Annotated in this window: 24 protein-coding genes; 17 read left to right on the forward strand and 7 right to left on the reverse strand. The window is 46.3% G+C overall.

Annotation, left to right across the window (positions count from 1 at the left end):
• Positions 1-5: 5 nt before the first annotated feature.
• The gene (locus ACMCM8_RS01515; protein WP_412724759.1) at positions 6-668 is read right to left on the reverse strand and encodes a hypothetical protein; all 663 of its coding nucleotides are present in this window, start codon (positions 666-668) and stop codon (positions 6-8) included.
• A 224-nt stretch (positions 669-892) separates the two neighbouring features.
• On the opposite strand from ACMCM8_RS01515, the gene ACMCM8_RS01520 reads away from it, so the two are divergent.
• Complete coding sequence (locus ACMCM8_RS01520) at positions 893-2,188, forward strand: hypothetical protein (RefSeq protein ID WP_412724761.1); 1,296 nt, start codon at positions 893-895, stop codon at positions 2,186-2,188.
• 21 nt (positions 2,189-2,209) lie between these two features.
• Here ACMCM8_RS01520 and ACMCM8_RS01525 read toward each other — a convergent pair whose 3' ends face one another.
• On the reverse strand, positions 2,210-2,539 hold the full coding sequence (locus tag ACMCM8_RS01525; RefSeq protein ID WP_412724763.1) for a hypothetical protein: 330 nt from the start codon (positions 2,537-2,539) through the stop codon (positions 2,210-2,212).
• A 129-nt stretch (positions 2,540-2,668) separates the two neighbouring features.
• On the opposite strand from ACMCM8_RS01525, the gene ACMCM8_RS01530 reads away from it, so the two are divergent.
• A complete protein-coding gene (locus tag ACMCM8_RS01530; RefSeq protein WP_412724764.1) occupies positions 2,669-2,860 on the forward strand; it encodes a hypothetical protein in 192 nt (63 codons plus the stop codon).
• Position 2,861: 1 nt separating this feature from the next.
• On the opposite strand, the gene epmB is transcribed toward ACMCM8_RS01530, so the two are convergent.
• Entirely contained in the window at positions 2,862-3,887 is a 1,026-nt protein-coding gene (epmB, locus tag ACMCM8_RS01535) for an EF-P beta-lysylation protein EpmB (protein WP_412724766.1), read from the reverse strand.
• A 36-nt stretch (positions 3,888-3,923) separates the two neighbouring features.
• Here epmB and efp point away from each other — a divergent pair, with 36 nt between their 5' ends.
• From efp to ACMCM8_RS01560, 5 genes are all read left to right on the forward strand, one after another.
• Entirely contained in the window at positions 3,924-4,493 is a 570-nt protein-coding gene (gene efp, locus ACMCM8_RS01540; RefSeq protein ID WP_412724768.1) for an elongation factor P, read from the forward strand.
• Between the two features lie 105 nt (positions 4,494-4,598).
• Entirely contained in the window at positions 4,599-5,567 is a 969-nt protein-coding gene (epmA, locus tag ACMCM8_RS01545; RefSeq protein WP_412724770.1) for an elongation factor P--(R)-beta-lysine ligase, read from the forward strand.
• A gap of 164 nt (positions 5,568-5,731) precedes the next feature.
• The gene (locus tag ACMCM8_RS01550) at positions 5,732-8,167 is read left to right on the forward strand and encodes a TonB-dependent receptor (RefSeq protein ID WP_412724772.1); all 2,436 of its coding nucleotides are present in this window, start codon (positions 5,732-5,734) and stop codon (positions 8,165-8,167) included.
• A 105-nt stretch (positions 8,168-8,272) separates the two neighbouring features.
• Positions 8,273-8,458, forward strand: a complete 186-nt coding sequence (locus ACMCM8_RS01555; protein WP_412724774.1) for a hypothetical protein — start codon at positions 8,273-8,275, stop codon at positions 8,456-8,458.
• A 75-nt stretch (positions 8,459-8,533) separates the two neighbouring features.
• Positions 8,534-9,040 carry a GNAT family N-acetyltransferase gene (locus tag ACMCM8_RS01560; RefSeq protein ID WP_412724776.1) on the forward strand — a complete coding sequence of 169 codons (507 nt, stop codon included), beginning with the start codon at positions 8,534-8,536 and terminating at the stop codon, positions 9,038-9,040.
• A 75-nt stretch (positions 9,041-9,115) separates the two neighbouring features.
• Here ACMCM8_RS01560 and ACMCM8_RS01565 read toward each other — a convergent pair whose 3' ends face one another.
• On the reverse strand, positions 9,116-9,724 hold the full coding sequence (locus ACMCM8_RS01565; protein WP_412724778.1) for a peptidylprolyl isomerase: 609 nt from the start codon (positions 9,722-9,724) through the stop codon (positions 9,116-9,118).
• A 44-nt stretch (positions 9,725-9,768) separates the two neighbouring features.
• Entirely contained in the window at positions 9,769-11,004 is a 1,236-nt protein-coding gene (locus tag ACMCM8_RS01570) for a methyltransferase (protein ID WP_412724780.1), read from the reverse strand.
• 264 nt (positions 11,005-11,268) lie between these two features.
• On the opposite strand from ACMCM8_RS01570, the gene ACMCM8_RS01575 reads away from it, so the two are divergent.
• From ACMCM8_RS01575 to ACMCM8_RS01590, 4 genes are read left to right on the forward strand one after another with little or no spacing between them, the layout of a single operon-like run.
• Positions 11,269-11,919: an alpha-ketoglutarate-dependent dioxygenase AlkB family protein gene (locus ACMCM8_RS01575; RefSeq protein WP_412724782.1), complete on the forward strand. Its 651-nt coding sequence runs from the start codon at positions 11,269-11,271 to the stop codon at positions 11,917-11,919.
• A 7-nt stretch (positions 11,920-11,926) separates the two neighbouring features.
• A complete protein-coding gene (locus ACMCM8_RS01580; RefSeq protein ID WP_412724784.1) occupies positions 11,927-12,250 on the forward strand; it encodes a BolA family protein in 324 nt (107 codons plus the stop codon).
• A gap of 16 nt (positions 12,251-12,266) precedes the next feature.
• Complete coding sequence (locus tag ACMCM8_RS01585; protein ID WP_412724786.1) at positions 12,267-12,938, forward strand: phosphatase PAP2 family protein; 672 nt, start codon at positions 12,267-12,269, stop codon at positions 12,936-12,938.
• 19 nt (positions 12,939-12,957) lie between these two features.
• The gene (locus ACMCM8_RS01590; protein WP_412724788.1) at positions 12,958-13,527 is read left to right on the forward strand and encodes a nucleotidyltransferase family protein; all 570 of its coding nucleotides are present in this window, start codon (positions 12,958-12,960) and stop codon (positions 13,525-13,527) included.
• On the opposite strand, the gene ACMCM8_RS01595 is transcribed toward ACMCM8_RS01590, so the two are convergent.
• Complete coding sequence (locus tag ACMCM8_RS01595; protein WP_412724790.1) at positions 13,514-14,857, reverse strand: nitrate- and nitrite sensing domain-containing protein; 1,344 nt, start codon at positions 14,855-14,857, stop codon at positions 13,514-13,516. The two genes, ACMCM8_RS01590 and ACMCM8_RS01595, sit on opposite strands and share 14 nt — an antisense overlap.
• Before the next feature lie 355 nt (positions 14,858-15,212).
• Complete coding sequence (locus ACMCM8_RS01600) at positions 15,213-15,500, reverse strand: hypothetical protein (protein WP_412724792.1); 288 nt, start codon at positions 15,498-15,500, stop codon at positions 15,213-15,215.
• A 288-nt stretch (positions 15,501-15,788) separates the two neighbouring features.
• Between ACMCM8_RS01600 and ACMCM8_RS01605 the strand changes: the two genes are divergently transcribed.
• From ACMCM8_RS01605 to ACMCM8_RS01630, 6 genes are all read left to right on the forward strand, one after another.
• A complete protein-coding gene (locus ACMCM8_RS01605) occupies positions 15,789-17,354 on the forward strand; it encodes a SulP family inorganic anion transporter (protein ID WP_412724794.1) in 1,566 nt (521 codons plus the stop codon).
• 304 nt (positions 17,355-17,658) lie between these two features.
• The gene (nirB, locus tag ACMCM8_RS01610) at positions 17,659-20,208 is read left to right on the forward strand and encodes a nitrite reductase large subunit NirB (protein ID WP_412724796.1); all 2,550 of its coding nucleotides are present in this window, start codon (positions 17,659-17,661) and stop codon (positions 20,206-20,208) included.
• A 71-nt stretch (positions 20,209-20,279) separates the two neighbouring features.
• Positions 20,280-20,657: a nitrite reductase small subunit NirD gene (gene nirD / locus ACMCM8_RS01615; RefSeq protein ID WP_412724798.1), complete on the forward strand. Its 378-nt coding sequence runs from the start codon at positions 20,280-20,282 to the stop codon at positions 20,655-20,657.
• A 16-nt stretch (positions 20,658-20,673) separates the two neighbouring features.
• The gene (locus ACMCM8_RS01620; protein WP_412724800.1) at positions 20,674-23,481 is read left to right on the forward strand and encodes a nitrate reductase; all 2,808 of its coding nucleotides are present in this window, start codon (positions 20,674-20,676) and stop codon (positions 23,479-23,481) included.
• Positions 23,482-23,493: 12 nt separating this feature from the next.
• Positions 23,494-24,459, forward strand: a complete 966-nt coding sequence (gene cobA / locus ACMCM8_RS01625; protein WP_412724802.1) for a uroporphyrinogen-III C-methyltransferase — start codon at positions 23,494-23,496, stop codon at positions 24,457-24,459.
• Positions 24,443-25,450, forward strand: coding sequence for a glycosyl transferase family protein (locus tag ACMCM8_RS01630; protein ID WP_412724804.1), 1,008 nt, complete (start codon positions 24,443-24,445; stop codon positions 25,448-25,450). Before cobA ends, ACMCM8_RS01630 begins: the two co-directional genes overlap by 17 nt.
• Positions 25,451-25,498: the final 48 nt, after the last annotated feature.

Consider the following 25,498-nt stretch of genomic DNA (forward strand, 5'->3'; position numbering starts at 1 on the left):
ATTACTCAAGTCGCGCCGAGTTTTTCTCGGCGTTTTAGCCTGTGCATCTGAATTAAAATACTTCCCCTCATCACCACGCTCGTGCCATTTAATATGAGCAGCGGCCAACTTTGACTCAACGGCATGGTTAATCCAAACATTAGCGTACTGACATCTTTGATTAAAATATTTCGGAATAGGGCAAATGAAAGGGAACCCACTTTTTGCCGACGACGCAACACCAGCAATTGATGTAATGAGCCCTGAAACAAAATAACTGTGACGACCAACATCAAGGTATTTGCCCCAAATTGCGCTAAGGCGGGGAAAGGACGAAAAGCCATAGAAACCAATCCACCTATAAGCGAGATAGAAGCAATGAGGGCGACGGAACTGGCGATTCTATTACGCCGATGCTGCCAGATTTTCCATAAAATAATCAGCGTCAGAACGAGAGCGCCAAAGCGTGTCCACACGAGGTAGTGATTAAACGGTTCAACAGATATGCCAAACAGAAAGATGGAAAAAAACGCAAAGTAACTAGAGCCAAACTGATTGAGTGATAAGCTGTGGTTGGCGTCGCTGGTGACATGTTGATACCGTGTCATGGCATTAATTTGGGCATATAGCCCTGTCCACGTGAGTAAAAAAAGGGCAGCACTGGCTAAGCCTAATACGTGGTAGAGCACAACATTAATTCCATGGTGTTGAAAAAGGTAAACAGTGTAACACAGACCAAGGCTACAATAGGTAGCGCAAGAACTACCTGTGCCTAACAGCAAGCCCTCTTTATAAAGTAGCGCGACAGTATTTCGGCCTAAAGGGGGTAGCAGGCGATGGCGTTACGTAGTATAACCACTATCTCTTTTTACTCGTAGTCAACTAGTAGCACGGTAGGTTAAACCTCTCACACATGATTTCACGCAGCGTTAAATGGCTTCTTCTTTGTGTTGCCTTTTTAGTTTTCTTGTTGATGGTAAGCGTGGTCACGGTTACCGTGATGGCTATCCAAAAAACGCCGTTGGTTACTTCTACCGCGCCTGTGCAACTCGACGGTGCAGACAGTGTGAACGAATTGCTCGCACAGCTGAAACAAGCGTTTTCCCATCGCGAAGAAGGCCATCGGGTTGTGCTTACCGAAACTCAGGTGGAAAGTTTAGTTGGGGTACTGCAGCGTGCGTTACCTGATTTTAAAGGCATCGTAAACATTACCCCCATGGGCGGCACAGTCAGCGTCACTTATGCCATTAAAGACACCGGGTATTATGTCAATGCGTCAGCCTTAGTGCTTCCCGGAAATGAATTTCACTTAGCCCAAGTGCAACTTGGTGATCTTGCCCTACCCGGCCCTTTGTTATTGACAGTCATCGAACGCGCCGTTAATGCCTATACTGATTCTCAGGTAGCCAGTATCGCGTTATCTCGTATTCAGCGAGTGGCAATGCAAAACAGTGAAATCACGCTAGAGATGGGGCCACTGGATTCTCTGCTTAGTGAACTCAACGTAGCTGCGTCCAACTTGTCGGTTAGCGAGGAAATGGAGTTAGAAACACTTACTGCTTATTACTTGCGTTATATTTCCGGGCGTGAAATTGCGTTATCAAGTCAACCCGTATCGTTAATAGAATATTTACGCGAGGGGATGGCGCGGGCCAGAGAGCAAAGCGACACCAATGAGCAAGCCGTGTTACACAATAAAGCGGTAATTTTAGCGCTGGCGGCCTTTGTAGGGCATCACAGAGTGGGTAATCTAGTGGGCAACATTCAGCCAGATGCTGAAAAGGCTATTAAGCCCCGTCGTGGCGCGGTGTTGCATGAACGCAATGATTTAGCCCGACATTTTATCATTTCTGCTGCATTAGAATTGTTGGCAGAGCAAGGGATGTCTTTAGCTATTGGGGAATTCAAAGAGCTCATGGACAGAGGAAAAGGCGGCTCGGGCTACAGCTTTGTCGATTTAGCAGCCGATATGGCGGGTACTGAATTTGCTAAGGTGGCTACGCGTCAGGAACAGGCGTTAGCGGTACAAAATGCGATAGCGAGAATTCAACGTGAACTCGAAATTATTCCGAGTATTGAAGGGTTGCCAGAAGGCTTGAATAAACAAGCCTTTACCGCGCAATATGGTAGAGTAGATAGCGAAGAATATCTCAAAGAAGTCGATGAAATAAAACGAAGAATTAATGCGTTGCCACTCTATAGTAAGTGACACAAGCCAATAATTTTTTTGCTACTGCTTACTCAACGATTGTTGAAATTGCGTCAACGTCACTAAAGTCAGCTCTATTTTCTTTACAAGCGGCGCCAGCGCCTGTTTAGCGTCGTCTTCTTCAAGTGCTTTAAGCGCTTGCCAGTCGTTGGCTATTTCTTCCACATAGGGGCCAAAGCGCTTAGCTGACGTTGTAAAACCACTGTCGCGAGTAAAAACGGCGGCAAACTTGCCTTTTTGATCCCGCTGCAAATTGTCTAAGTGCTGATCAGCATCAACCGCTTTACGATAAAGGGTTTGCATAGTTTCCTGTAGCTGTTGATGGATGGTTTGCATTTCTTGACTTTGCATAACACGCCTTTTTTTGTTCCGAAGTTTTTCAAATAATGGTTAAAGTTCTGTCGACTTATGCCGATACTTTAAGAGGTGGGCAATTCTGCCCACTTTTTCACTTTGCTACAAGCAACAAAGGAAATTGGTATGGATCTACAAGGTACTAGTGCCTCTGGAACGTCCGGTGCGTCACTTGAGTTGGCCTCTCTTAAGTTGGCTAAAAGCCAGCAAGAACAAGAGGGACAAGCGGCGCTTCAGTTGCTGGAATCAGCTGCTGGCGTACCTCAATCGTCATCTGCAAATGCGGCGTTAGGCGCCAACATTGATACCTACGCGTAATTTACGGATGCAAATGTAAGTCGATAGGCGTTTTGCCGGGTTGACCACCAATTTCTCTAACGAGTTTTGGGACCAAAAAGCCTGGTAAGCGCTTTATCGCTTCTTCCATGATTGCTCTGGCGTCTTCATCACTCACATTAAAATGACTCGCGCCTTGTACTTTATCAAGCACGTGTAAATAGTATGGCAGCACCCCAGCATCAAAGAGCTTCTCACTTAACTGTGAAATTGCCAGACCTGAATCATTAATTCCCTTTAACAATACTGACTGATTGAGCAAGGTAACCCCTTTTTTACGCAAGCTATCGAGCTTTGACGCCAATACGTCGGTAATCTCATTGGCGTGATTGGCATGCAGCACCAGTACTTTTTGAAGGGGAAGATCAGTAAACCAATCACTGAACTCATTGCACAATCTGTCAGGCAGTACCACAGGTAAACGGGTGTGAATACGCAGCCTTTTGATGTGGTCAATTTGGGCAATTTCATTTGCCAGCCAAGCCAGGTGGTCGTCTTTGGCCATAAGGGGGTCGCCGCCTGAGAAAATCACTTCGTTTATGTTGCTATTTCGGCGAAGATAGTCGAGTACTTCCTCCCACTGATGCTTGCTCACCGCATTATCAGCATAGGGGAAATGACGCCTGAAACAATAGCGACAGTTCACCGCACAGCCCGTTCTTACCATTAACAACACGCGAGAATCATATTTGTGCAAAATACCTTTGCCGGCGGTCTCGTGTTCGTCGAGAGGGTCGTCACTGTATCCCTTTGACGTTAGAAATTCGTCACTCAAGGGCATAATTTGCAGGAACAAAGGGTCAAGTGGGTTTCCTTTTTCCATTAAATCAACAAAATAGCGAGGAACTCGCATTGGGAAAAGTCGCCTGGCTTTAATGTGCTGGGTAAATTTTTCTTCCTCTAAACCTAAGTAACGCAGCAGTTTTACAGGGTCGGTAAAACTACAGGCTAATTCTTTTTGCCAGTTATGCTCTACAGAAATCGGTTTTTTAGGTATTATTTGTTCCACTAAACTTTTTGTACCTTATGTTAAGACAGAGGAAATATGGCTCATTACAGCACTAACGAGTTCAAAGGCGGCCTGAAAATCATGTTGGACGGCGAACCTTGCAACATTCTAGAAAACGAATACGTAAAGCCGGGTAAAGGCCAGGCGTTTAACCGCGTAAAAATTCGCAAGCTTATTTCAGGTAAAGTTTTAGAAAAAACTTTCCGCTCGGGTGAATCAGTAGAAGGTGCTGATGTAATGGATACTGAGCTGGCCTACTTATACACCGACGGTGAATTCTACCACTTTATGAACAACGATACATTCGAACAAATCGCTGCAGATGAAAAAGCGGTTGGTGAGAATACAAAGTGGTTGGTAGAAAACGACGTTTGTACTATTACGTTGTGGAATGGCTCGCCGATTACTGTTACACCACCTAACTTTGTTGAACTGGAAATTACCGAAACGGATCCAGGTCTTAAGGGCGATACGGCCGGTACAGGTGGTAAACCTGCAACACTTAGCACAGGTGCTGTGGTTCGTGTGCCACTGTTTGTTCAAACCGGTGAAGTTATTCGTGTAGATACTCGCTCTGGTGAATACGTGTCTCGCGCACAAAAATAATTGCGCTAACACCTACGCGCGATGTCGCGTGCTGTTTAAGTAAAAAATGCCGGTGCCTGTGTGTACCGGTTTTTTGTTTTAGTTTCACATTTCTGGTTTGAAAATATGCAATCCTGGCAACCGACGACTACCCATGAAGCGCGTGTGGCACGAGCAGAGTTACTGCGCACCGTTCGCGAGTTTTTTTACAATAGAAAGGTACTAGAGGTAGATACCCCACTACTTTCAAACGGCACGGTAACCGACGAGCATCTTGAAGCATTTGATACGCAGTTTAATTTTTCAACGTCTGGTAAGCCAACACAGTTATACCTTCAGACATCGCCAGAATATGCTATGAAGCGTCTATTGTGCGCGCAAAGTGGTTCTATTTATCAAGTTTGTAAGGCGTTTCGTCACGAGGGAGAAGGGCGATGGCACAATCCTGAGTTTACTATGCTTGAATGGTATCGCGTAGGATTCGATCATTTTGCTTTAATGGACGAAGTCGATACCCTCTTGCAAGAAATACTCGCCACTGAACCCGCGCAAAAGATGACCTATCATCAGGCTTTTCAAACCTATCTGAATATCGACCCGTTAATTGCTGACGGCCAAACGTTAATTTCAGCCATGCAGCAGCATAATATTGATATTCACCAGCCAGAAGCGTTAAGTAATGACAGTAAATTGCAGCTACTTTTCAGTTGCGTTATTGAACCTCAAATTGGAAGCGAAAACCCGTGTTTTATTTATAACTTCCCTGCGTCGCAAGCCGCCCTTGCTAAATTAAGCCCAGTTGACAATCGCGTGGCTGAACGCTTCGAGGTCTATTTTAAAGGTGCTGAACTAGCCAATGGTTTTAATGAACTCAGTGCTGCAGAGGAGCAACGAGTGCGTTTTGAAGCAGACAACCAAAAACGTCAGGCCAGCGGATTGGTCAGCAAACCCATTGACCAAAATTTTCTCAATGCGCTAGCAGTGGGATTACCGCCTTGCGCAGGCGTGGCCCTTGGAATTGATAGGTTACTCATGCTTAAAATAGGCGCGTCGCATATTCAGGACGTCATTAACTTCCCCGTCAGTCGCGCCTGAGCCTTGATTATTCCCCTCATGCGTAAAGTTGGGGTTTACCTTTTCAACTAAATCTCGACGAATTTCATAGAAAGGGCGTTGATCAACGGTTGACATGAGAAAGGACTTGCCTAAAATGTTATAACATATCTTTTTAATGTTATAACATCCTTTAAGGAAGGCCGATGAAAATGCGTTCACTACTTAGTTTGACTATTGCAGGGTTGCTAAGTACGCCTGCTTTTGCCACCAATGTATCGGGTAAAGTGACTGATCCTAGTGGCCAGCCTATCGCTGGGGCACAAGTCAAAATAGAGGGGACCCGTCGTGTTGCCTACACCGATGGTAATGGTATATATCGCTTCGTAGACGTGAAGCAGCCGCATATACACTTGCATGTTTATTCATCTGATTATATTCACGGTGACAATGATTTAGGGGATGTCAGCACAGATCAAACGATTGATTTCATACTAGAACCTGCTTCAGTCGAAAATATTGTGGTAACGGCCAACGCGATGCAAACCTCTGTTTTAGAGTCAGTGACCCCTGTTACTGTGATTGGCGCTGAGAAACTTCGCAAAATTGAAGCACCTACCTTAGGTGAAACGTTAAAAAATGCGCCAGGTGTTCACAGCACCTATTTCGGCCCGGTGTCCAGTAGTCCTGTGATCAGAGGCAATGATGGGCCACGAGTGAAAATTGTGCAAAATGGCTTGGATGTATCAGATGTCTCCAGAGTAGGGCCCGATCACAATGTGGCTACTACATTGGCCAGTGCTACACAGGTAGAAGTGCTGCGAGGTCCGGCAACCCTACAATACGGCAGCGGTGCAATTGGCGGTGTGGTGAATGTTGTTGATAAGCGTATTCCTCAGTATCACTTTGAAGAAGTGGAAGGCGAGGTTGAAGCAAGCTATAGCACGGTCAATGAAGGCCAATACACCCGTGCGGATCTTACCGGGGGAAGCGGCAACATCGTATGGCACGTCGATGGTTTTTACCGCAATACAGATAATGTCGATATTCCTGCTTTTGCATCAGTAGAGCCCGACGAAGATGAGCCTAAGGGGGTACTTGAAAATAGTGCCATGGAAACCAGCAATCTGGTAGCCGGTTTGTCGTATGTGGTGGAAGAAGGCTACTTTGGTTTTGCCGTTGAGCGTTTGGACAATGAATACGGCGTGCCTGGTCACAGCCATGCGCATGAAGAAGAGAGCCATGATGATGAGTTGGAAGAGACACATGATGACGCTCATGCAGAAGAAGGGGTATTGCTCGATGTCAACATGACCCGTTATCAGACTGCTGGTGAGTGGCACTCTCCAATCCGCGGTATAACAAATCTTAAATTTGCGGCGGCCTATACCGATTATGAGCATGCCGAGATTGAAGACGGTGAACAAGGTACGGTATTTACCAATCAGTCGAGTGACATCCGTGTGTCCGCTTATCACGAAGAAATAAACGGCTGGCATGGTGTATTTGGTGTTCAGTTCAACCATAGCGATTATGATGCAGTGGGAGATGAGGCATTTACGCCCGCAAATACCACGACTGGGGTTGCACTTTATTTAATCGAGCAAAAGAAAGTGGGCGATGTCACGTTTGAACTCGGCGGTCGTTTAGAGCGCGTCAGTTTAGATGCTGAAGACAGCAACGTGACACTTGAAGTGGCTCACGACGAACACGAAGGCGAGGAGCACGAGGAGGAAGATCATGAAGAGCACGAAGAGCATGCGCTAGCGTTTAGCTTCCCTGACTACGATTTCACGAATCTTTCTTTATCTGCAGGTGCAAACTGGGAATACGGCGAGGGTCAATCTGTGGCGGTAACACTTTCTCGTAGTGAACGTGCGCCAAGCCAGCAAGAACTGTTTTCGGCAGGTCAGCATTTGGCCACTCAAAGTTATGAAGTGGGTCTGATTTTTGATATGGATGAAGAAGGGCATATCCACGAATCACTCAATGAGGTGAACGAAGAAGTTAGCACAAATCTTGATGTTACTTTCCGCAAGTTTACCGGTAACTGGGGCTATAGTGTGTCGCTATTCTATAACCAGGCCGATGACTATATTTTTCAAACCAACATCGGTTTGATTGCGTTAAGCGAGCACGAAGAAGCGCATGAAGAAGAGGTTGATGATGAACACGATTCGCATAGTGAAGAGGGATTACCGGTTTATTATTTCCAACAAGCAGACGCTGACATTTGGGGATGGGAAGCTGAAACATACTTCGATTTGGCTGACACTTTACGCTTAACTGTATTTGGCGACTATATACGTGCTGAGGTGGAGAGTGACAACTTACCTCGTATACCTCCTATGCGTGTTGGTAGTGAATTGAGCTACGTAAATGATGGACTCAGTGCGGATGTTGGATTGACGTGGTATGACCGTCAATCTGATGTGGCGTCGTATGAAACGAGTACAGATGGCTATACTTTGGTTAACGCGAGTGTGCAATATGAATTTAGCGTAAATCAGGTCGATTGGGTGCTTTTCGCCCGCGGTGAAAACCTGACGAATGAAGACGCCCGCGTGCATACGTCGTTTTTGAAAGACCAAGCACCGCTTCCTGGTAGAAATGTCACGGTGGGTGTGAGAGCCTTGTTCTAATACTCACACGTAAACTTGTGATACAACACATCAAAAGGCGGTGATATATACACGGCCTTTTTTTGTATCTGTTGCAATTGAATGAACATGGTAGATGAGGACGTAATGACGGTGAATAGCCAATACCTGAGCACGATAGAGCAAAAGCATATTGTATTGGGATACGGCAGTTTAATGCGTAAAGACAGTCGAGAGCGCTACTCACAAATTTATACTCAGGGTCTACCTGTTACCGTATCAGGGTACGAGCGTGCATGGGTCACACGTAGCCTTGATGAACGCCAGACCTAGGTTGGCGCGGTAGTGAATACAAGTAATGCCGTTAAACACAATAATAAAAGCGTAAGGGAAAGCAGCTTGAATAACATGATGAAACAAATCGTGACTCAACGATTAACCTTGAGACCACTTAACTTTGACGACAAACACTGGGTATTGGCACTGCAAAAAGATGAGTTATGGCTCAAATTTATCGGCAGTAGAAATGTGGACTCGTTGGATGATGCCTGTGATTACATTGCTAGAACAAATGCGCAACGTGAAGAATGGGGCTACGGCTTACTGGCCGTTGAAGACAAACAAAGTGGCGCCCCTGTTGGGGTATGCGGCCTGTTTAATCGCTTCGCTTTTGAATGCCCGGATTTGGGGTTTGCAATGTTACCAGAGGCTCGTGGCAAGGGACTGTGTTTTGAAGCCTGTGAGGGGGTTATTTGCTGGGCGAGAAGTCAAGGCTATGGGTTTCTTACCGCGATGACTCACCCTGAAAACCGAGCGTCACAACGTTTATTGTCAAAACTAGGCTATAAGACGCAGGGATCGTACTTTGACAAGGGGATTACCGAACAAAAACTGTTTTGGTTAACCTTGTCATGAATAATATTGTCCACAGCCACTAAAAAGCGCTAAACGTAGTGGCTGTGGTGATTTTTGTCGAGAATAGAACCGCTATCAAAGAAGCGGTAGCACCGTTACTTTTTTAATAACAATTGGCTCGATGGGGACATTATTGGCGTTAAGACGGATGGAATATTCCGTTTCTACCTCAGACATAGCGTCAACCACATCTTCACCTTCTACGATGACACCAAAAACAGCATACCCCCAGTCGCGACCTGGATTTAGACTGCTGTTGTCATTTACGTTAAAGAAAAATTGTCGATTAGCGGTGTGAGGATCGTTCTGTCTTGCCATGGCGATAGTGTGAAGATCGTTGGTCAAGCCATTTCCAGACTCGTTAAAAATGTCAGGGAAATTGGATTTTCCGTTAAAATCGGCAGTATATCCGCCGCCCTGCACCACAAACCCAGGTACAATGCGGTGAAAAATCGTATCTTCATAAGCGCGTTTATCGACATAACGCAAAAAATTGTTCACAGTAATGGGGGCGCGTCTTCTGTCTAATTCCACCACGATATCCCCCATGGTGGTTTCAAACTTCACTCGTGGGTAATAGTTGTCAGGTTGAACGTGAGAACCGTCGTCCTTTTTAGCGACGGTGGCAGTGCTAGTGGTCACCATGACCACTGCAGCAAGAAGAGATAAAAGTACTTTCTTCATGAAGTTTCCTTTGATTTACAGTAAGGGGAGTGGACCATTTCGCGCTAGCGTTTTGCTGTGCCTAAGATAACGAACTTTTTGTCGCTCGCAAGTACCTTCGCGCCGCCAAATAACTTTTTAAGTTTAATATGATAGTCGAGGTGTCGGTTACCCACTACCACCAGGTGCCCACTTTTAACCAAGATCTCGCGTGCATCACTGAACATCTGCCAGGCAATGTGATCGGTAATGGTGTTTTGTTGGTGGAAAGGTGGATTACACAGTACTTTCGTCACCGCGGGTCTTGGTTTTTGAGATAAGAGCGCTTCCATGCAGTTGCTGGCGACAAATTCACATTGTGCTATTTTGTCAGGAAAATTATTCAGCACATTCAATCGGGCACTTTCCAGTGCCATAAATGATTCATCAACAAAAATCACTCGACAGGTCGGTGCCAGTGCTAAGGCATTTACCCCCAGTACACCATTCCCACACCCTAAATCTACTACCACATCATTGGCACTGATGGTCATGTGCTCAAGCATGATGCGTGCACCAATATCTAACGACTGTCGAGAAAACACATTGGCAAGATTGTCCAGTGTTATCGTTTGCCCCATTGTACCTTTGCATTGCCAACGCGTGGGGTAAGGAGATGAAGCTTGTTGTATAGTGGGACTGGGTGTTGCAAAGACAAGTCGCGACTTCTTTTTAGCCAATGACGTAGTGGTGGAGCCAATATACTTTTCAAATAGCCCCAGTACAGACTTTGTAATAGTTTTTATTTTGCCAGTCGCAATCACACGCGTGTTTGGTGAAATATAATTTTGTATATCAATCAGTTGTTGTTCTAAAAGCGCAAGTGCGCGGGGCACTTTCAACAGGATAATACTGGGCTTATGATCCGGTACAAATGACATACTCTGCACACTGGTCAGTGTGCGCACCGGTAAGGTCGGTAAAGGCGAGCACGATGTGTCAGTTTGGCTTTCTGGCGTATTCTGTGTCAGTCCATTATTTTTTAAATTTTCGCTAAGTGAGCGGGTGGCAATGTAAGAATCCGACACCCAGATAGGAGATAAATGGGAAAACCAACATCCGAGTGCACCAAAGTCATCATTAAACAGCATGAGTGGATTGTCACGGGTGATCGCAACCTCATCCTCGTTCATCAGAGTTTCAATGTGTTCAATGGCGAGTTCGTCAGCACTATCCCAGGCTTGCAAACTGACGTGCTGATGTTTTTCGGGATAGCGGATTAGTGATAGCTGACGATCAGCAAAGATAAATTCTGTATTCATGAGGTTGTTAAGCGAAACACTAGTGACATTCACCTAAAGCGAATGTAATTTCATTATTGAGATTGATTAGAATAGCATTTTACGCATAGAAGCGCAGTATCTAGATAGGGCCTACCCAAGTGTTATTGCTTATCCTGTCAGGATACAGCGATGAGGGTTCCACCTATTGTATGGTGCATCGCGTGTGCATCCGTAAATCCAGCTTGAGTTGTGGTACGTAAAAACAGCTATCTATGCCAACAAGCGTGTGAGGTCATTTACGCAATGCAGTATTCATTGTTTGATGCAGAACCGGACAGTGCGTCACCGTTAGACTTTGAAACGCTTCCCCTGTCTGAAGGTGATGTACGTTATTACCCAAACGCATTGCCTATGGCAACAGCGAGTCTTTGCTACGAATCTCTTAAAACTGAACTGCCGTGGCGTCAGGACAACATAAAACTATTTGGTAAATCAGTGGCGATACCGCGGTTACAGAGTTGGCATGGCGATCCGCAATGTACGTATACGTATTCTAATCTTACCATGTCGCCTAATCCGTGGACTGAAACTCTGACTGAATTGCGGCATGTATGTGAAAAATTGTGCATGCCATTTTATTCAAAAGGATTTAATAGTGTTTTAGCTAACTGGTATCGAGATGGGCAGGATAGCATGAGTTTGCACGCTGATAACGAACCAGAGCTGGGGCCTAACCCTGTTATCGCATCACTTACTTTAGGTGAAGCACGGCCTTTTACTTTCAAGCACAAAGAAACGCATGCCAGGTATACGCGCCTACTTGAGCACGGTAGTGTACTGGTAATGGCAGGCGCCACACAAAGCCACTACTTACATGGAATCGCCAAGACGAAAAAGCCAATAAATGGTAGAATAAATCTCACATTTCGTCAGCTTTTGTTAAGAACAAGGTAACTGTTACATGCAAGTAAAAGCATTTCTTGAATCTGCGATTGAATCGTCATTGCATCCGGTTTTTCTGGAAGTGGTTGATGAAAGTTTTATGCACAATGTGCCTGAAGGGGCACAAAGTCACTTTAAAGTAACTGTGGTCAGTGACACCTTTGCAGGTAAACGACTTATCGCGCGCCACCGGGAGATTAACGCGTTGGCATCGCCGGCACTATCGGGGCCTGTTCATGCGTTGGCGTTGCACACATACACGCCTGAAGAATGGGAAGCTAGAGGTGGTCAAGCCTTGTCATCACCCCATTGCCTTGGGGGGAGTAAACAGCGTCAAAGCTAGATAGGAAAGTAGTGAAATGAGAGAGAACGACAAGGTTGAAGCCTATACTGCTGGGATTAAAACGCCTGCTATACAAGTTTTATTGTTAGGCTCTGGCTTTTTACTCATCATGTTATTTGCTTATATGGGCGTATTAGTCCTCTTTGATAACGTACTGTATTCAGTTATCAGCGGGTGGGGGGATGTTGTTGGATGGCAAAGGGATGTGCTAAGAGACATTACTGCACTTGGCAGCAACACGGTATTAGGGTTTGTAACATTATCGGTGGCAATCGCTTTGTCTTTAGCGGGTGAGAAAACAAAAGCCACAACGTTTGTTTTTGCTGTGGTGACCGGATTGGCTGTTGCTTTCTTACTTAAAGCAGGAATTTCGCGAGATCGCCCCCCTGTGCTTTCCCACGACGTTCAGGTGTATACACAAAGCTTTCCTTCTGCACATGCAACTATGTCGGCTTTAGTTTATTTCTATGTTGCATACTTGGTGTGTGGTTTTACCCGCCACAAACCTGTGCGTTATTGGATATATTTCACGGTAACCTTGTTGGTGTTCAGCATTGGTATGAGCCGTGTGTTACTTGGCGTGCATTGGCCAAGCGATGTGATAGCTGGGTGGTTTGCCGGAGGGAGTATGGTTGCTTTCGCTTTTTACATCATCAAGTGGAAGCGCAAACTCAGTATCGATAGCTGATTAAGCACAACTCTTATCTATGCCTGCAACAGTAACGCCATCCTTATTACACTCCGTTAAAGCACTGCTCAAAGCAGATGCATTAAGAATGCGTTGCTTAAGCGAAGTAAGGCGATTGGACTTGCCACAAGCCTATATAGGCGCTGGCTTTTTACGCAATGCCATTTGGGATTGGCTTTATCATAAACCTGCACCGACGCCATTAAATGATGTCGACGTAGTGTACTTTTGTGACGTGCCAAAACGGTACTGCGATAAGTTAATTGAAGCGCAACTAAACGAACGTATGCCTGAAGTGAATTGGCAAGTCAAAAATCAGGCCTTGATGCATCTCGTTCACGGCCATCGTCCTTATCGCAATTGTGAACATGCTATTTCTTATTGGGTAGAGCGTGAAACTTGTGTTGCTGTGCAGTTAACGCAACATGAAGAGATAAAAGTGTTGGCTCCCTATGGTCTAGACGCGAACTTTGCTGGAACAATCAGTATTAATCCGCGTTTTCCTCGCCCCGACGTTTTTACACAGCGTGTTAAGCACAAAGGCTGGTTAACACAGTGGCCACAACTGGCTTGTATTACCTCTGCTTAGTGTTGACTGAACTGGCAATTTCAACCACCTTATTGGCAATAGCCAGAATCGTCGTGTTTTCGCTCATCGCTTGCTTCTGTAGCCGTCGATAGGCGCTATTTTCACTTAAGCCGAACTTTTCCATTACCAGTAGCTTGGCTCGGCTGATAACCTTTTGTTCTTGAATTGCGCGTTTGGCTTCTTCGAGTTCACGCCCCATGTTTTCTATATGTTGCGCCTGGGTACGCAATAAATCATAGAAGGAGCGGTGGGCAGAGAGGGTTTTGGTTTGCGCATCAACAGAGCGATTATCGCGGCTTTCTTCTTTGTTGTCCTCTGCTAATCCGGGCATGCTAGGGTCGAAGAGTAAGGTCAGTGGCGATCCATCAGAGGCGTGCTCATCGTTAAATTTTTCCAACAACTTCTGATGATTAGCCATTTCGTTTTTAGCATGAGTCACTTTTTCATTGGCTTGAAGAATGAGTGATTCTGTCAGCGATACTTCTATAGTTTGCATGGCGTCTATCCGTCTCGTTGCCACATCAAACCATACTTCTGAAATCTCACTGGCAATAGGGCTGCCGTCGCTAAGCTGGGCAATCATATTGCGAAGCTGGGTAATATCAATCGCGGCAGGGCTTTGATTGAGCGCGATAAGTGCCTTTTTATGCTCATCGCCACTGAATTCGCTAAATATGCCAAAATGATGCTCCTGAGCTTGTTGAAGCGCGGTTAATTTTTCGCAAAGACGCACATCAAAATGTGTTTTTGCAAAGCCGATTGCACCCCAAGCCCGTTCTTGTCCTGCGTACTCTTTGGCTTGCATAAAGTTAAACAAGGCAACTAAAAGTCGCGTGATATCTGGGTCACTGGCTATATCTGCTGCTTCGAAAATAACGGTCAGTAAACTGGCAATAAGACGGCTGTATGCGCGTGTGGATTCAAGGGCTGTAAGTTGGTTATTTTCTATGTGTTGGCGTAACTGCACAAGGTAATCGGCGGCCTGCATTGCAAGGGTAATACTGCTGAGCAAGCGAGGATTACCCGACGAAATGTTATCGGTCAAATACAGTGCTTTTAATTGGCTTTTTAACGTGGACTCTGCCAGTTCGCTCGACGTGACGTAGTGTGCTCTCTCGTGACTGTAGCGTTCGCCTTTTGAGCCCAAATAGATATTACTGGCCCCGCGTTCTTTTTGTAGTTGATGAATTAACTCTCTTACTGCATTAACAATACGACAATTACTGGAAAGCTGTTCAAGTACCGTGATTTCTGCGTGTTTTGCGGCCAGTAGAAAACGCTTTGTGGCGTCGCTACAAAGGGCAATGGTCGGCTCTGATTCATCAAGCATTGTACTACCACGTTAGATGTTATTGTTGAGTAATGTTGTTACAGGCAGTGCAGTAATTGGGTGATGGGAAGGTCGACAACCATCACATCCGCAGTGTTTATTTTGTCTCAGAATAGCGCACCGACGTATTACTTTTACTAAGCAACACTTGTGCCCGTGTGCATAGGTAAAAGGAAAAATGTATACGGCTACACTTCAAAAGATATTTCTAGCAAGGGTTTAAGTAAGGGGAAGTACTGTTTTTAGTTTACCTACTACGGATGGCGTATAAGTATAAAAGGAAAAAAGTAGCTGACTTGGGCTTTAGGCTGCGCCAAATTGGTGCAGCCAGATAGTGGTAAACAGAAACGGCGGGTTATCCACGTACCACGCGCATAAACCAACCAACAAAAAGCGAAATGAGAAAGCCGAAAAAGGCAATCAATGTAGTGATTGTTAACAAGCGTCCTGTGAAATCGGCGCTTTCGCCGGTATGTTCGCTTACCAGCATGCCAGAAGCCTGAAAAATGAAAAGGGCGGCCACGGAAAATAGAAGGATAACCGCTGTGGACATTAGCGTGGCTTTCCAATAGGTCTTAGGGGCAAACCAATGAATTGCACAGGCTACACCTACGCACAATAAAGTCAGAATATACGGTACCACTTTAACTCCTGGTTGATTAACGTCAGAACGATGCCATTACTTCACCGCTATACCGGCACAAGGGTATCATGAATGTAACGATGATGCCCTTCTGTGAAGTGGCAACGCTATTCAATTCTTTTATTACTAACGTCCTCTCCCCGTTTTGATAACAATCTATTAAAAGATTTTAAATGACAATGGTGATAGAATCGCCAACAAATTTCCCCAACGTCTGTGAATATGGCATTAGTAATCACTAATGGGCCACAGTGCGTTTGTATTTAACATTTTGGTTTCTGAGAGAACATGTTCGATTTAATTACCAGCAAAGATAGCAATGTCAAAAACGACGTGCTGTCAGGTATTACCGTTGCACTCGCATTGGTACCTGAAGCCGTAGCGTTTGCATTTGTGGCAGGTGTAGAGCCCATGATTGGCTTGTACGCTGCCTTTATGATGGGTTTGATTACGTCTGCAATTGGTGGGCGTCCGGGAATGATTTCCGGTGCAACAGGTGCGATGGCCGTAGTCATGGTGGCGCTGGTAGCGCAGCACGGTGTTCAGTATTTGTTTGCTGCAGTCATCCTTGCTGGGTTATTACAGATAATGTGCGGCATATTTAGGCTTGGGAAGTTTATCAGGTTAGTGCCATACCCTGTGATGTTGGGTTTTGTTAACGGTTTGGCAATTGTCATTTTCCTCGCTCAGCTTGGTCAGTTTAAAGTGATTAACGCCGCGGGTGAACTTCAGTGGATGGAAGGGACTTTATTATACTGGATGCTGGGACTCGTCGCGTTGACCATGTCCATCATCTACTTGCTACCTAAACTGACCACTGCCGTTCCTGCTTCTTTGGTGGCCATTGTGACAGTAACTGCAATGGTGCACGGGCTCGATTTAGAAGCCCGCACAGTTATTGATTTTGTTAGGGACTTGCTTCCAGCAGAGCAGCGCGACACCGCCACACTTGCCGGCGAACTGCCTAGCTTTGCCATTCCGATGGTGCCCTTTAGCTGGGACACCTTGATGATCATCTTACCTACCTCTGTCATTTTGTGCCTAGTGGGTTTGATTGAGTCACTCCTGACACTTTCGTTGATCGACGAGATGACCGATACCCGTGGTCGTGGTAATAAGGAATGTGTGGGTCAAGGCGTAGCTAACACCGTAAATGGCTTCTTTGGTGGTATGGGCGGTTGCGCCATGATTGGTCAAAGTATGATCAATATTAATTCTGGTGGGCGTGGACGATTATCGGGTATTACGGCGGCTGTGGTATTGCTTGGCTTTATCCTTTTTGCCGCTCCGTTAATTGAAATGATACCGCTAGCAGCACTTGTCGGCGTTATGTTTGTCGTGGTGATAGCCACGTTTGAATGGGCGTCATTTAGAATTATTCGCGGGGTAAACAAGGAAGATGCCTTCGTTTTATTCCTGGTAACCGGTGTAACAGTTATCGCTGATTTGGCCATTGCCGTAGTGGTAGGTGTGATTGTTTCTGCACTTGTGTTTGCGTGGAAGCACGCTCGCCACATTGAAACCAAGTCACATATTGATAGTGATGGCTGGAAAGTATATGAACTCGATGGGCCACTATTTTTTGGCTCAGTGTCGCACTTCAAAGATTTGTTCGATATCACGAATGATCCCGATGATGTGGTGATTGACTTCAAAGACTCGCGAATTTGGGATTCGTCAGGTATTGATGCACTAGATACACTGGCAGATAAGTATGAACAGCAAGGTAAAAAACTGCATATCCGTCATATTAGTGACGAGTGTCGTTGCTTACTGCGTAAGGCAGACAAATTTGTCGAGATTAACGTGGTGGAAGATCCGCGATATCGCGTCGCTACTGATAAGTTAGCGTAACACACAGATGGTCTGCACCAAGTCAACTCAATCTTGCGTGTGTTTGGTGCAGAGCCCGTGATTAGTTCAAGGCGATTAGTTTGTAAAGCTAATAAAAACAGTGCTTTGCTCAATTGGCACTGAACTTGGATATTCAACTTGGATTAGTTTAATCGATAAAGTGTGTTTCAGTGATCTGTGTCCATCACTGAAAAGTGTGTGATTAATAACACTCCGTAAAATGTGTTAGTTAAATAGGCAACGAAGCCCGCATCAACGAAAGTTGAAGCGGGCTTTTTTTTGTCCCGAAATAAGGGGGAATAGTATGACTTCATTGGAATTAAAACCGCGAATTGTGGTAGTGGGTAACGGCATGGTGGGGCATCATTTTGTCGAGCAGCTCCACAATAGCGAGGCTAATGTAGACATAACCGTCTTATGTGGCGAATCGCGTTTAGCCTATGATCGGGTTTATCTGTCGTCGTTTTTTAGTGGCGCTACGGCAGACGATCTTGCTCTGACCACACCTGCACAATATGCCGAGTGGGGTGTTAACGTAGTGACTAACTCACTGGTTACAGAAATCGACAGAGAAAACTGCACTGTGACAACCTGTGAAGGTCAGGTGTTTGCATACGACAAGCTCGTGTTAGCAACGGGCTCATATCCCTTTGTACCGCCAATTCCAGGAAACGACCAAGAACACTGTCTGGTCTATCGTACCATCGATGATTTACTTGCTATCGAAGCCTCTGCGGCAGTAAGCAAAGTCGGCGTGGTAGTCGGTGGAGGGCTCCTTGGCTTGGAAGCGGCAAACGCCCTCAAACAAGCGGGACTTGATACGCATGTCGTTGAATTTGCTCCCCAGTTAATGGCGGTTCAATTAGATTTTGCTGGCGGTGAAGTACTTAAAAACAAAATAGAATCACTTGGGGTAACAGTGCATACGCAAAAGGCCACACAAGTGATAGAAGCTGGAGATAAACACCGCTACAAGATGGTTTTTGCCGATGGGACCAATCTGGAAACCGATATGATCCTGTTTTCAGCGGGTATCAGACCCTCCGACCAATTAGGTAAAAAGTCATCGCTTGTGCTAGGGGAGCGCGGCGGCATAGTCATTGATAACCATTGTGTCACATCTGACCCGAATATTTATGCCATTGGCGAGTGCGCGCTGTGGGACAACAAAATATATGGCTTAGTGGCACCGGGCTACACAATGGCGCGCACGGCGGTAAGTCACATCACAGGGGGGGATAGCCAATTCACCGGTGCCGATATGAGTACCAAACTTAAGTTAATGGGCGTGGAAGTCGGTTCCATTGGCGATGCCCATGAACGCACACCTGGAGCACTCAGTTATACCTACTTCAACCAACCTAAAGGGGTGTACAAAAAGCTGGTGGTAGACAGCACGCAAGAGAAAGTGCTTGGTGCAGTATTAGTTGGTGATACCAGCGATTACGATACGCTCTTGCAGTATGCATTAAATGGCATAGCGTTACCTGAATACCCAGAGAGTTTAATTCTTCCTACCGACGGTGCGGCACCAGCGTTAGGGGCAGATGCCTTACCCGATACCGCTTCCATTTGTTCTTGTCTAAATGTGACCAAAGGCGACATTGTCGCGGCTATTGATGGCGGGTGTTGCAGTGTCGGCGACGTAAAAGGCGTCACCAAAGCCAGTTCGGGCTGTGGTGGATGTGCTGCACTGCTTAAAAATGTAGTTGATAGTGAGTTGGAAAAGCGCGGAGTAGAAGTGTCGAAGGCGCTGTGCGAACACTTTAATCACACCCGCCAAGAGCTATTCCACATTGTAAAAATAAACGGTATCCGCACTTTCAATGAACTTCTTGCAAGTCACGGCAAAGGGTTGGGGTGCGAGATTTGTAAACCAGCAGTGGGTTCTATACTGGCATCGGTTTACAACGATTATATTTTGCAGGAATCACACTTGCCCTTGCAGGACACCAATGACATTTACCTGGGCAACATGCAAAAAGACGGCACTTACTCAGTGGTTCCCCGTGTTCCAGGGGGGGAAATTACCCCTGAAAAACTCATTCTGTTAGGCGAAGTAGCAAAGCAGTACAACTTGTACACAAAAATAACCGGCGGACAGCGCATCGATTTATTTGGTGCGCGGGTAGAGCAGCTCCCTGATATTTGGCAGAAGTTGGTAGAAGGCGGTTTTGAAACGGGTCATGCCTACGCGAAAGCATTGCGTACGGTGAAATCCTGCGTGGGCAGTACCTGGTGTCGCTATGGTGTTCAAGACTCAGTGGGAAGAGCAATCGATTTAGAGAACCGTTACAAAGGGTTACGCGCACCACACAAAATTAAGTTTGCCGTATCTGGTTGTACCCGCGAATGTGCTGAAGCGCAAAGCAAAGATATTGGCGTTATCGCCACTGAGCAGGGATGGAACCTATATGTGTGTGGAAACGGCGGCATGAAGCCACGCCATGCAGACCTTTTTGCGACGGATTTAGACAGCGAAACCCTGGTTAAATACATCGACAGGGTATTGATGTTTTATGTGAAAACCGCTGACAGGCTACAACGTACCTCGGTTTGGATGGATAACCTGGACGGGGGGTTAGGTTATTTACAAGACGTGGTTATCAACGACGCTTTGGGCATTAATGACGAATTAGAGGCACAGATGGATGCTGTGGTTGCAGCCTATCAATGCGAGTGGAAAACAACGATTGAGGATCCACAATCTCGCAAGCGCTTCCGTCAGTTTGTCAACAGTGACGCCAGCGACAGCAATATTCAGTTTGTCTCTGAAAGAGGGCAGGTGAGACCTGCCACCGAGGCCGAAAAAGCCGCTGGACGAGATAAATTTATCCCGGTTTCCATGGTGTAGGACGTGTATTAATACACACTTTTAGCCTTGTCTTACACCACGGTGTAACCCAACGCGATAGGAGTACAAAAATGACAGTAGCCCAAGATTTATCGGTATCCGACACAGGCACTCAACATTGGCAATATGTGTGTGATGCCAGTGATCTGGTTACCAACAGTGGTGTGTGTGCGCTGGTTAACGAGCAACAACTCGCCATCTTCAAAATTGTCGTGAATGGGGAAGAACGGTTATATGCAATCAGTAACTATGACCCCATTGGTAAAGCTAATGTACTGTACCGGGGGCTGTTAGGCTCTATTTGTGATGCGCCAGTAGTGGCATCACCCTTATACAAAGAGCACTATTTTCTTGAGACCGGTCTTTGCAAAGAGCACAGTGATGTTGCTGTAACACCCTATGCGATAAAGCAAGACGGCGAACAAATTTTTATTGCCTGCCAAGCATAAGTGCAGGGGCGATGAGATGAACATGGCTACACTTCAACCCAACGCGATGTCAGAACAATTAAGACAAACGACTTGCCCCTATTGTGGTGTAGGTTGCGGTGTGGATATCAATTGCAACGTCAGTGAGCGTGCCATAACCCTGGACAGTGTGACAGGTACGCCCGAGCATCCGGCCAACTATGGGCGATTGTGTGTCAAAGGAACAAACTTGCTAGAAACAAATGGTCCCGAAGGACGTTTGCTTCATCCCACCTTAGCAGGTAACCCCGTGGATTGGGACACGGCCACCGGGTTAATCGCAGACACTATCACTACTACCATAGCGCAGTTTGGCGCGGATGCCGTTGCATTTTATGTTTCAGGTCAACTTCTTACAGAAGATTACTACATCGCCAATAAGTTGATGAAAGGGTTTATTGGCAGCGCCAATATCGATACAAATTCAAGACTGTGTATGTCATCTGCAGTTGCAGCCTATAAACGGGCATTTGGGGAAGATGTCGTTCCCTGCGATTACACTGACTTAGAACAAACTGATTTGTTGGTTATTACCGGTAGCAATGCGGCGTGGGCGCATCCGGTGTTATTTCAACGTATAACCCGGGCTAAACGCAGAAATCCACAGATGAAAGTGGTGGTCATTGACCCCCGAAAAACAGAAACCTGTACTATTGCCGACATGCACCTTGCGATTAAACCGGGTACCGATGTCGCACTATTTAATGGTCTTATCGATTACGCACAGCGAAACGGCCGAATTGACAAAGACAAGGTAGCGGCGTTTACAGAGGGTCTTGACGCCACACTTAAAACCGCCAGCCATATGGACACAGCTCAAGTTGCACTGTGTTGTGATATGGCGCGAGAAAAGATAGAGGCATTTTATTCCTTGTTTTGCCGTTCACCTCGGGTTGTGACGTTCTACTCTATGGGGGTCAACCAATCCGCTTTCGGTGTAGACAAGGCGCAATCTATAATCAACTGCCACTTGGCTTTAGATTTAATTGGCAGAGATGGTTGTGGCCCCTTTTCAATAACCGGGCAGCCCAATGCGATGGGCGGTCGGGAAGTGGGTGGACTGGCCAATATGCTGGCGGCCCATTGTGATCTAGAAAATCCTGAGCATATTGATGCGGTAAAAACCTATTGGAACGCGCCGGTGATGCCTCAGGGGCAGGGCCTGAAAGCAGTTGATTTGTTTAATGCAATTGAACAGGGGAAAGTAAAGTTTGTTTGGATAATGGGCACCAACCCTGTGGTGAGTATGCCCAATCGAAATCAGATTGAACGCGCCCTTGCCAAGTGTGAAATGGTCGTTGTTTCAGACATTGTTGCCGCTAACGATACGTTACAGTTTGCCCACATCGCTCTGCCTGCAACTGGGTGGTCAGAAAAAGACGGTACTGTGACGAATTCAGAGCGGCGTATCTCCCGACAACGGGGCATCTTACCTGCTCCAGGAGAGGCTAAGCACGACTGGCAAATCATGTGTGAGGTGGCAAAGAAAATGGGCTTTGGCAAAGCCTTTGACTTCCAGCACGTGTATGAGATATTCAATGAATATACTGGGCTCACAGGATACAACAACAACGGCAGTCGCTTGCTCGATTTGTCGATTCTCGGAAAGCTAACCGAGGAACAGTACAATAAGCTCTCTCCTTTTCAATGGCCTTTAGTTCCGAGAACAGGGCAGAATGAATTGCCCCTGAGCGTACGCCCTTTTGCAAATAAAAAATTCTCCACGCCAACTGGCAAAGCCAGATTGCTGCCAGTTCATTATCAAGCGCCGTTGCAGCAGATCAGTGCGTCTTTCCCTTTTATTTTAAATAGTGGCCGAGCGCGTGATCAGTGGCACACCATGACCCGTACGGGAAAGGCAGCTAAATTACTCGAACATATGCCCGTGGCGTATGTGCATGTCCATCCTGCCGACGCTTTAAGGCTAAAAGTAAAAAATGGTGAATATGTGGCGCTGCAAAGTGCGGCTATGTTTAGCGGTGATCCATCTGCGCTGGGTTCGAACAAAGACAAAAGCGATGACGTGTCATCTGTTATCTACCCCGTTAAAATCGACGACACTGTGCGTAATGGTGAGGCTTTTATTCCTATTCACTGGTCAGCCCAATGGGGCTCACACAGTAAACTTGCGGCTCTCTACGCCAGTGCAGTAGATGCCATCTCCGGACAGCCAGAGCTTAAACACGGTGCGATAGCACTCAGGCCATACCCATTGTGCACCCACGGACAGATATTTATCTGCGATGACGTCAATAGCGAAGCCATTTCGGGTGTTTGTGAGTACTGGACGAAAACCCCTATTGAGCTGGCGTCTGGAAAAAACGGTACATTGTTCACGGTGGCTGCGCAGATACCACGGCGGTCATTACTGCAATCTTTGGTCGACACTTTGCCCCAACACCTCACTTTAATTCAATTTCACCACGCTGATTATTCTGCGTGTGTTGGCCTTGCTGATAATTCGCTTTGCTTCGCGGCCTTTTTAGGTGGTGAGTCGGTGCATACACAACCTCAATGGGCTGTGCCGACTGAATGGTTAGCGAGTTTGTTGGGTTCACCAGTAGCTGTTCAGAGTCAATATCAATTGCTGCGCTGCCAAGTGGATGAGGCGTTTTTGAACGGCCAAGTCGTGTGTAGCTGTTTTAAAGTGCGAGAGAAAACAATATCGGATGCCATCAAAAGTGGAGTAGCCACCGTTACAGAATTAGGTCAGCAGCTACAATGCGGCACAAATTGTGGGTCGTGTAAGCCAGCACTCGCACAGTTAATCGATCAACAATTGGTTATTGAAACCCACTCGGTATAGGAGTTTATGTCTATGTCATTGGTCACAAGTTTTTCTTCTTCCTTTTCTCGACACCTGCGAAGAAACACCCAAGCAGGCTCCATTACGTTACCTGCTGAATCAGATTTACGAGAATCTTCTACGCTCTCCATTGGTGCGATAGTAAAACAACTCCGTCGTCAAATCGGGTGGGGAAAAAGTGTTCAACGTAGACACGGTGAGTCAAGATGTGGGTCGGTGTTTATTGTAGGAGCAGGGCCAGGCGATGCCGAGTTGCTTACGGTAAAAGCGTTGCGTTTGCTTCAACAAGCTGATGTAGTGCTATTTGATGCGCTGGTAAGCCAAGAAATACTTTCGCTTATACCGGGAAAGGTCGAAAAGGAATACGTTGGAAAACGCTGCAAAAAACACAGCTTTACCCAAAGTGCTATTTGTCAACGAGTGGTCGCATTGGCCAACGCAGGTAAGACAGTAGTACGTTTAAAAGGCGGTGATCCGGCACTTTTTGCGCGCACTTGTGAGGAAACGGCGGCTTTACAGGCGGCCAACATTCCCTTTGCTATTGTGCCAGGTATTACAGCTGCATCAGGGGTATCAGCGTATACTGGTATCCCGTTAACAGACCGACGCTGCGCCCAGTCGGTCAGCTTTATGACCGCACACTTTCAGGATGCCAGCCAGTGGCCTGAAATGGCGGCGATGGCACGTAACGTATTAAAGCAAACCGTAGTGGTTTATATGGGGCTGAGTCGACTACAGGGGTTGTGTGAAGGTTTAGCAAATCACAAAGTGCCAGATCATTGGCCAGTGGCAGTCATCGAAAACGGTACTACGCATGAACAGCGCGTGGTAACCGGTAGCTTGTCGGATATCAGTGACAGAGTTGCGCAGGCAAAACTGACGGGGCCCACGTTACTTATTTTTGGAAAGGTGGTAGAGTCTCGCCAATTAGTCAATACGCTTTTACTTCAGTCAACAGAGCATGCAACAACCATTTAGCGAATATATAAAGATTATCGGCAAAGGCCAGAAAGGAGGACGCAGTCTTACCAGAGAAGAGGCCTACCACGCCATGAAGATGGTGCTGGCTGATCAGGTGACAGGCGATCAACGCGGCGCTTTTTTAATGTTGTTGCGCACGCGGGAAGAAACACCTGAAGAGGTCATCGGTTTTGTTGATGCATGTCGAGAACTGATTAAGCCCGACGTAAAAACGTTAAGCCCGATGTTAGACATTGGGTGTTATGCCGGAAAACGTAGGCAATTACCCTGGTACTTGTTAGCGGTGGCAGTCTTAGCGCAAAATGGTTACTCAATTATGCTTCACGGCGCACATGAACCAGGTTCTGGGCGTTTGTACGCCAGCAAAGCGTTACCTGCACTAGGATTACCTGAAGTAGACGATATCGCGCAAGCGAAGCTGCAACTGGCTGACACTGGAGTGACTTATTTAGACCTGTCTCAACTACTTCCTGCTTTAGATACCATTATAAAATTGCGCGAAGTATTCGGGCTGCGTTCATGTGCCAATACATTAGCGCGGTTGCTTAACCCCAGCGCAGCACCATATTGTGTTCAAGGGGTATACCATATGCACCTGGATCACAAACATTGTCGTGTAAATGAAAATTATCCCGCTTTTAATGCACTGTGTTTTCGAGGGGACGGCGGTGATCCTGAAGTCAATGGGGAAAGAGAAACCACCCTTTTCCTGACTCGACATGCTAAAACGGAAGAGCTGGTGTTACCTGTCGTTGCTGATAAATGGGCGCTCAAAGACAAAGAGATGAACCTTGGAGATATGTTAGCGCTATGGTCAGGAAGTGGGCAAAGCGTATATGGTGAGCAAGCTATTATAAGTACTCTAGCTAGTTATTTAGTATTACTCGAAAGTTGCGACATCGCCGACGCGCTCGTACAGGCAAGACAGCTGTGGCGGCAAAGAAACAAGGCCTGTAAACCTTTCGGCAACGATTTTCAGCCACGTTGATATCTTTTAGGTAGCATGGCTATCCCAACGGTAAGTAGCGGCCAATAG

The organism is Alteromonas sp. D210916BOD_24 (genome assembly GCF_047159385.1).
Classification (GTDB): domain Bacteria; phylum Pseudomonadota; class Gammaproteobacteria; order Enterobacterales; family Alteromonadaceae; genus Alteromonas.

Bases quoted from the DNA above. Each gene is read 5' to 3' on its own strand.
- ACMCM8_RS01520 (WP_412724761.1), top strand. From the start codon at position 893: ATGATTTCACGCAGCGTTAAATGGCTTCTTCTTTGTGTTGCCTTTTTA.
- ACMCM8_RS01525 (WP_412724763.1), bottom strand. From the start codon at position 2,539: ATGCAAAGTCAAGAAATGCAAACCATCCATCAACAGCTACAGGAAACT.
- ACMCM8_RS01530 (WP_412724764.1), top strand. From the start codon at position 2,669: ATGGATCTACAAGGTACTAGTGCCTCTGGAACGTCCGGTGCGTCACTT.
- efp (WP_412724768.1), top strand. From the start codon at position 3,924: ATGGCTCATTACAGCACTAACGAGTTCAAAGGCGGCCTGAAAATCATG.
- epmA (WP_412724770.1), top strand. From the start codon at position 4,599: ATGCAATCCTGGCAACCGACGACTACCCATGAAGCGCGTGTGGCACGA.
- ACMCM8_RS01550 (WP_412724772.1), top strand. From the start codon at position 5,732: ATGAAAATGCGTTCACTACTTAGTTTGACTATTGCAGGGTTGCTAAGT.
- ACMCM8_RS01555 (WP_412724774.1), top strand. From the start codon at position 8,273: ATGACGGTGAATAGCCAATACCTGAGCACGATAGAGCAAAAGCATATT.
- ACMCM8_RS01560 (WP_412724776.1), top strand. From the start codon at position 8,534: ATGATGAAACAAATCGTGACTCAACGATTAACCTTGAGACCACTTAAC.
- ACMCM8_RS01565 (WP_412724778.1), bottom strand. From the start codon at position 9,724: ATGAAGAAAGTACTTTTATCTCTTCTTGCTGCAGTGGTCATGGTGACC.
- ACMCM8_RS01570 (WP_412724780.1), bottom strand. From the start codon at position 11,004: ATGAATACAGAATTTATCTTTGCTGATCGTCAGCTATCACTAATCCGC.
- ACMCM8_RS01575 (WP_412724782.1), top strand. From the start codon at position 11,269: ATGCAGTATTCATTGTTTGATGCAGAACCGGACAGTGCGTCACCGTTA.
- ACMCM8_RS01580 (WP_412724784.1), top strand. From the start codon at position 11,927: ATGCAAGTAAAAGCATTTCTTGAATCTGCGATTGAATCGTCATTGCAT.
- ACMCM8_RS01585 (WP_412724786.1), top strand. From the start codon at position 12,267: ATGAGAGAGAACGACAAGGTTGAAGCCTATACTGCTGGGATTAAAACG.
- ACMCM8_RS01590 (WP_412724788.1), top strand. From the start codon at position 12,958: ATGCCTGCAACAGTAACGCCATCCTTATTACACTCCGTTAAAGCACTG.
- ACMCM8_RS01595 (WP_412724790.1), bottom strand. From the start codon at position 14,857: ATGCTTGATGAATCAGAGCCGACCATTGCCCTTTGTAGCGACGCCACA.
- ACMCM8_RS01605 (WP_412724794.1), top strand. From the start codon at position 15,789: ATGTTCGATTTAATTACCAGCAAAGATAGCAATGTCAAAAACGACGTG.
- nirB (WP_412724796.1), top strand. From the start codon at position 17,659: ATGACTTCATTGGAATTAAAACCGCGAATTGTGGTAGTGGGTAACGGC.
- nirD (WP_412724798.1), top strand. From the start codon at position 20,280: ATGACAGTAGCCCAAGATTTATCGGTATCCGACACAGGCACTCAACAT.
- ACMCM8_RS01620 (WP_412724800.1), top strand. From the start codon at position 20,674: ATGAACATGGCTACACTTCAACCCAACGCGATGTCAGAACAATTAAGA.
- cobA (WP_412724802.1), top strand. From the start codon at position 23,494: ATGTCATTGGTCACAAGTTTTTCTTCTTCCTTTTCTCGACACCTGCGA.
- ACMCM8_RS01630 (WP_412724804.1), top strand. From the start codon at position 24,443: ATGCAACAACCATTTAGCGAATATATAAAGATTATCGGCAAAGGCCAG.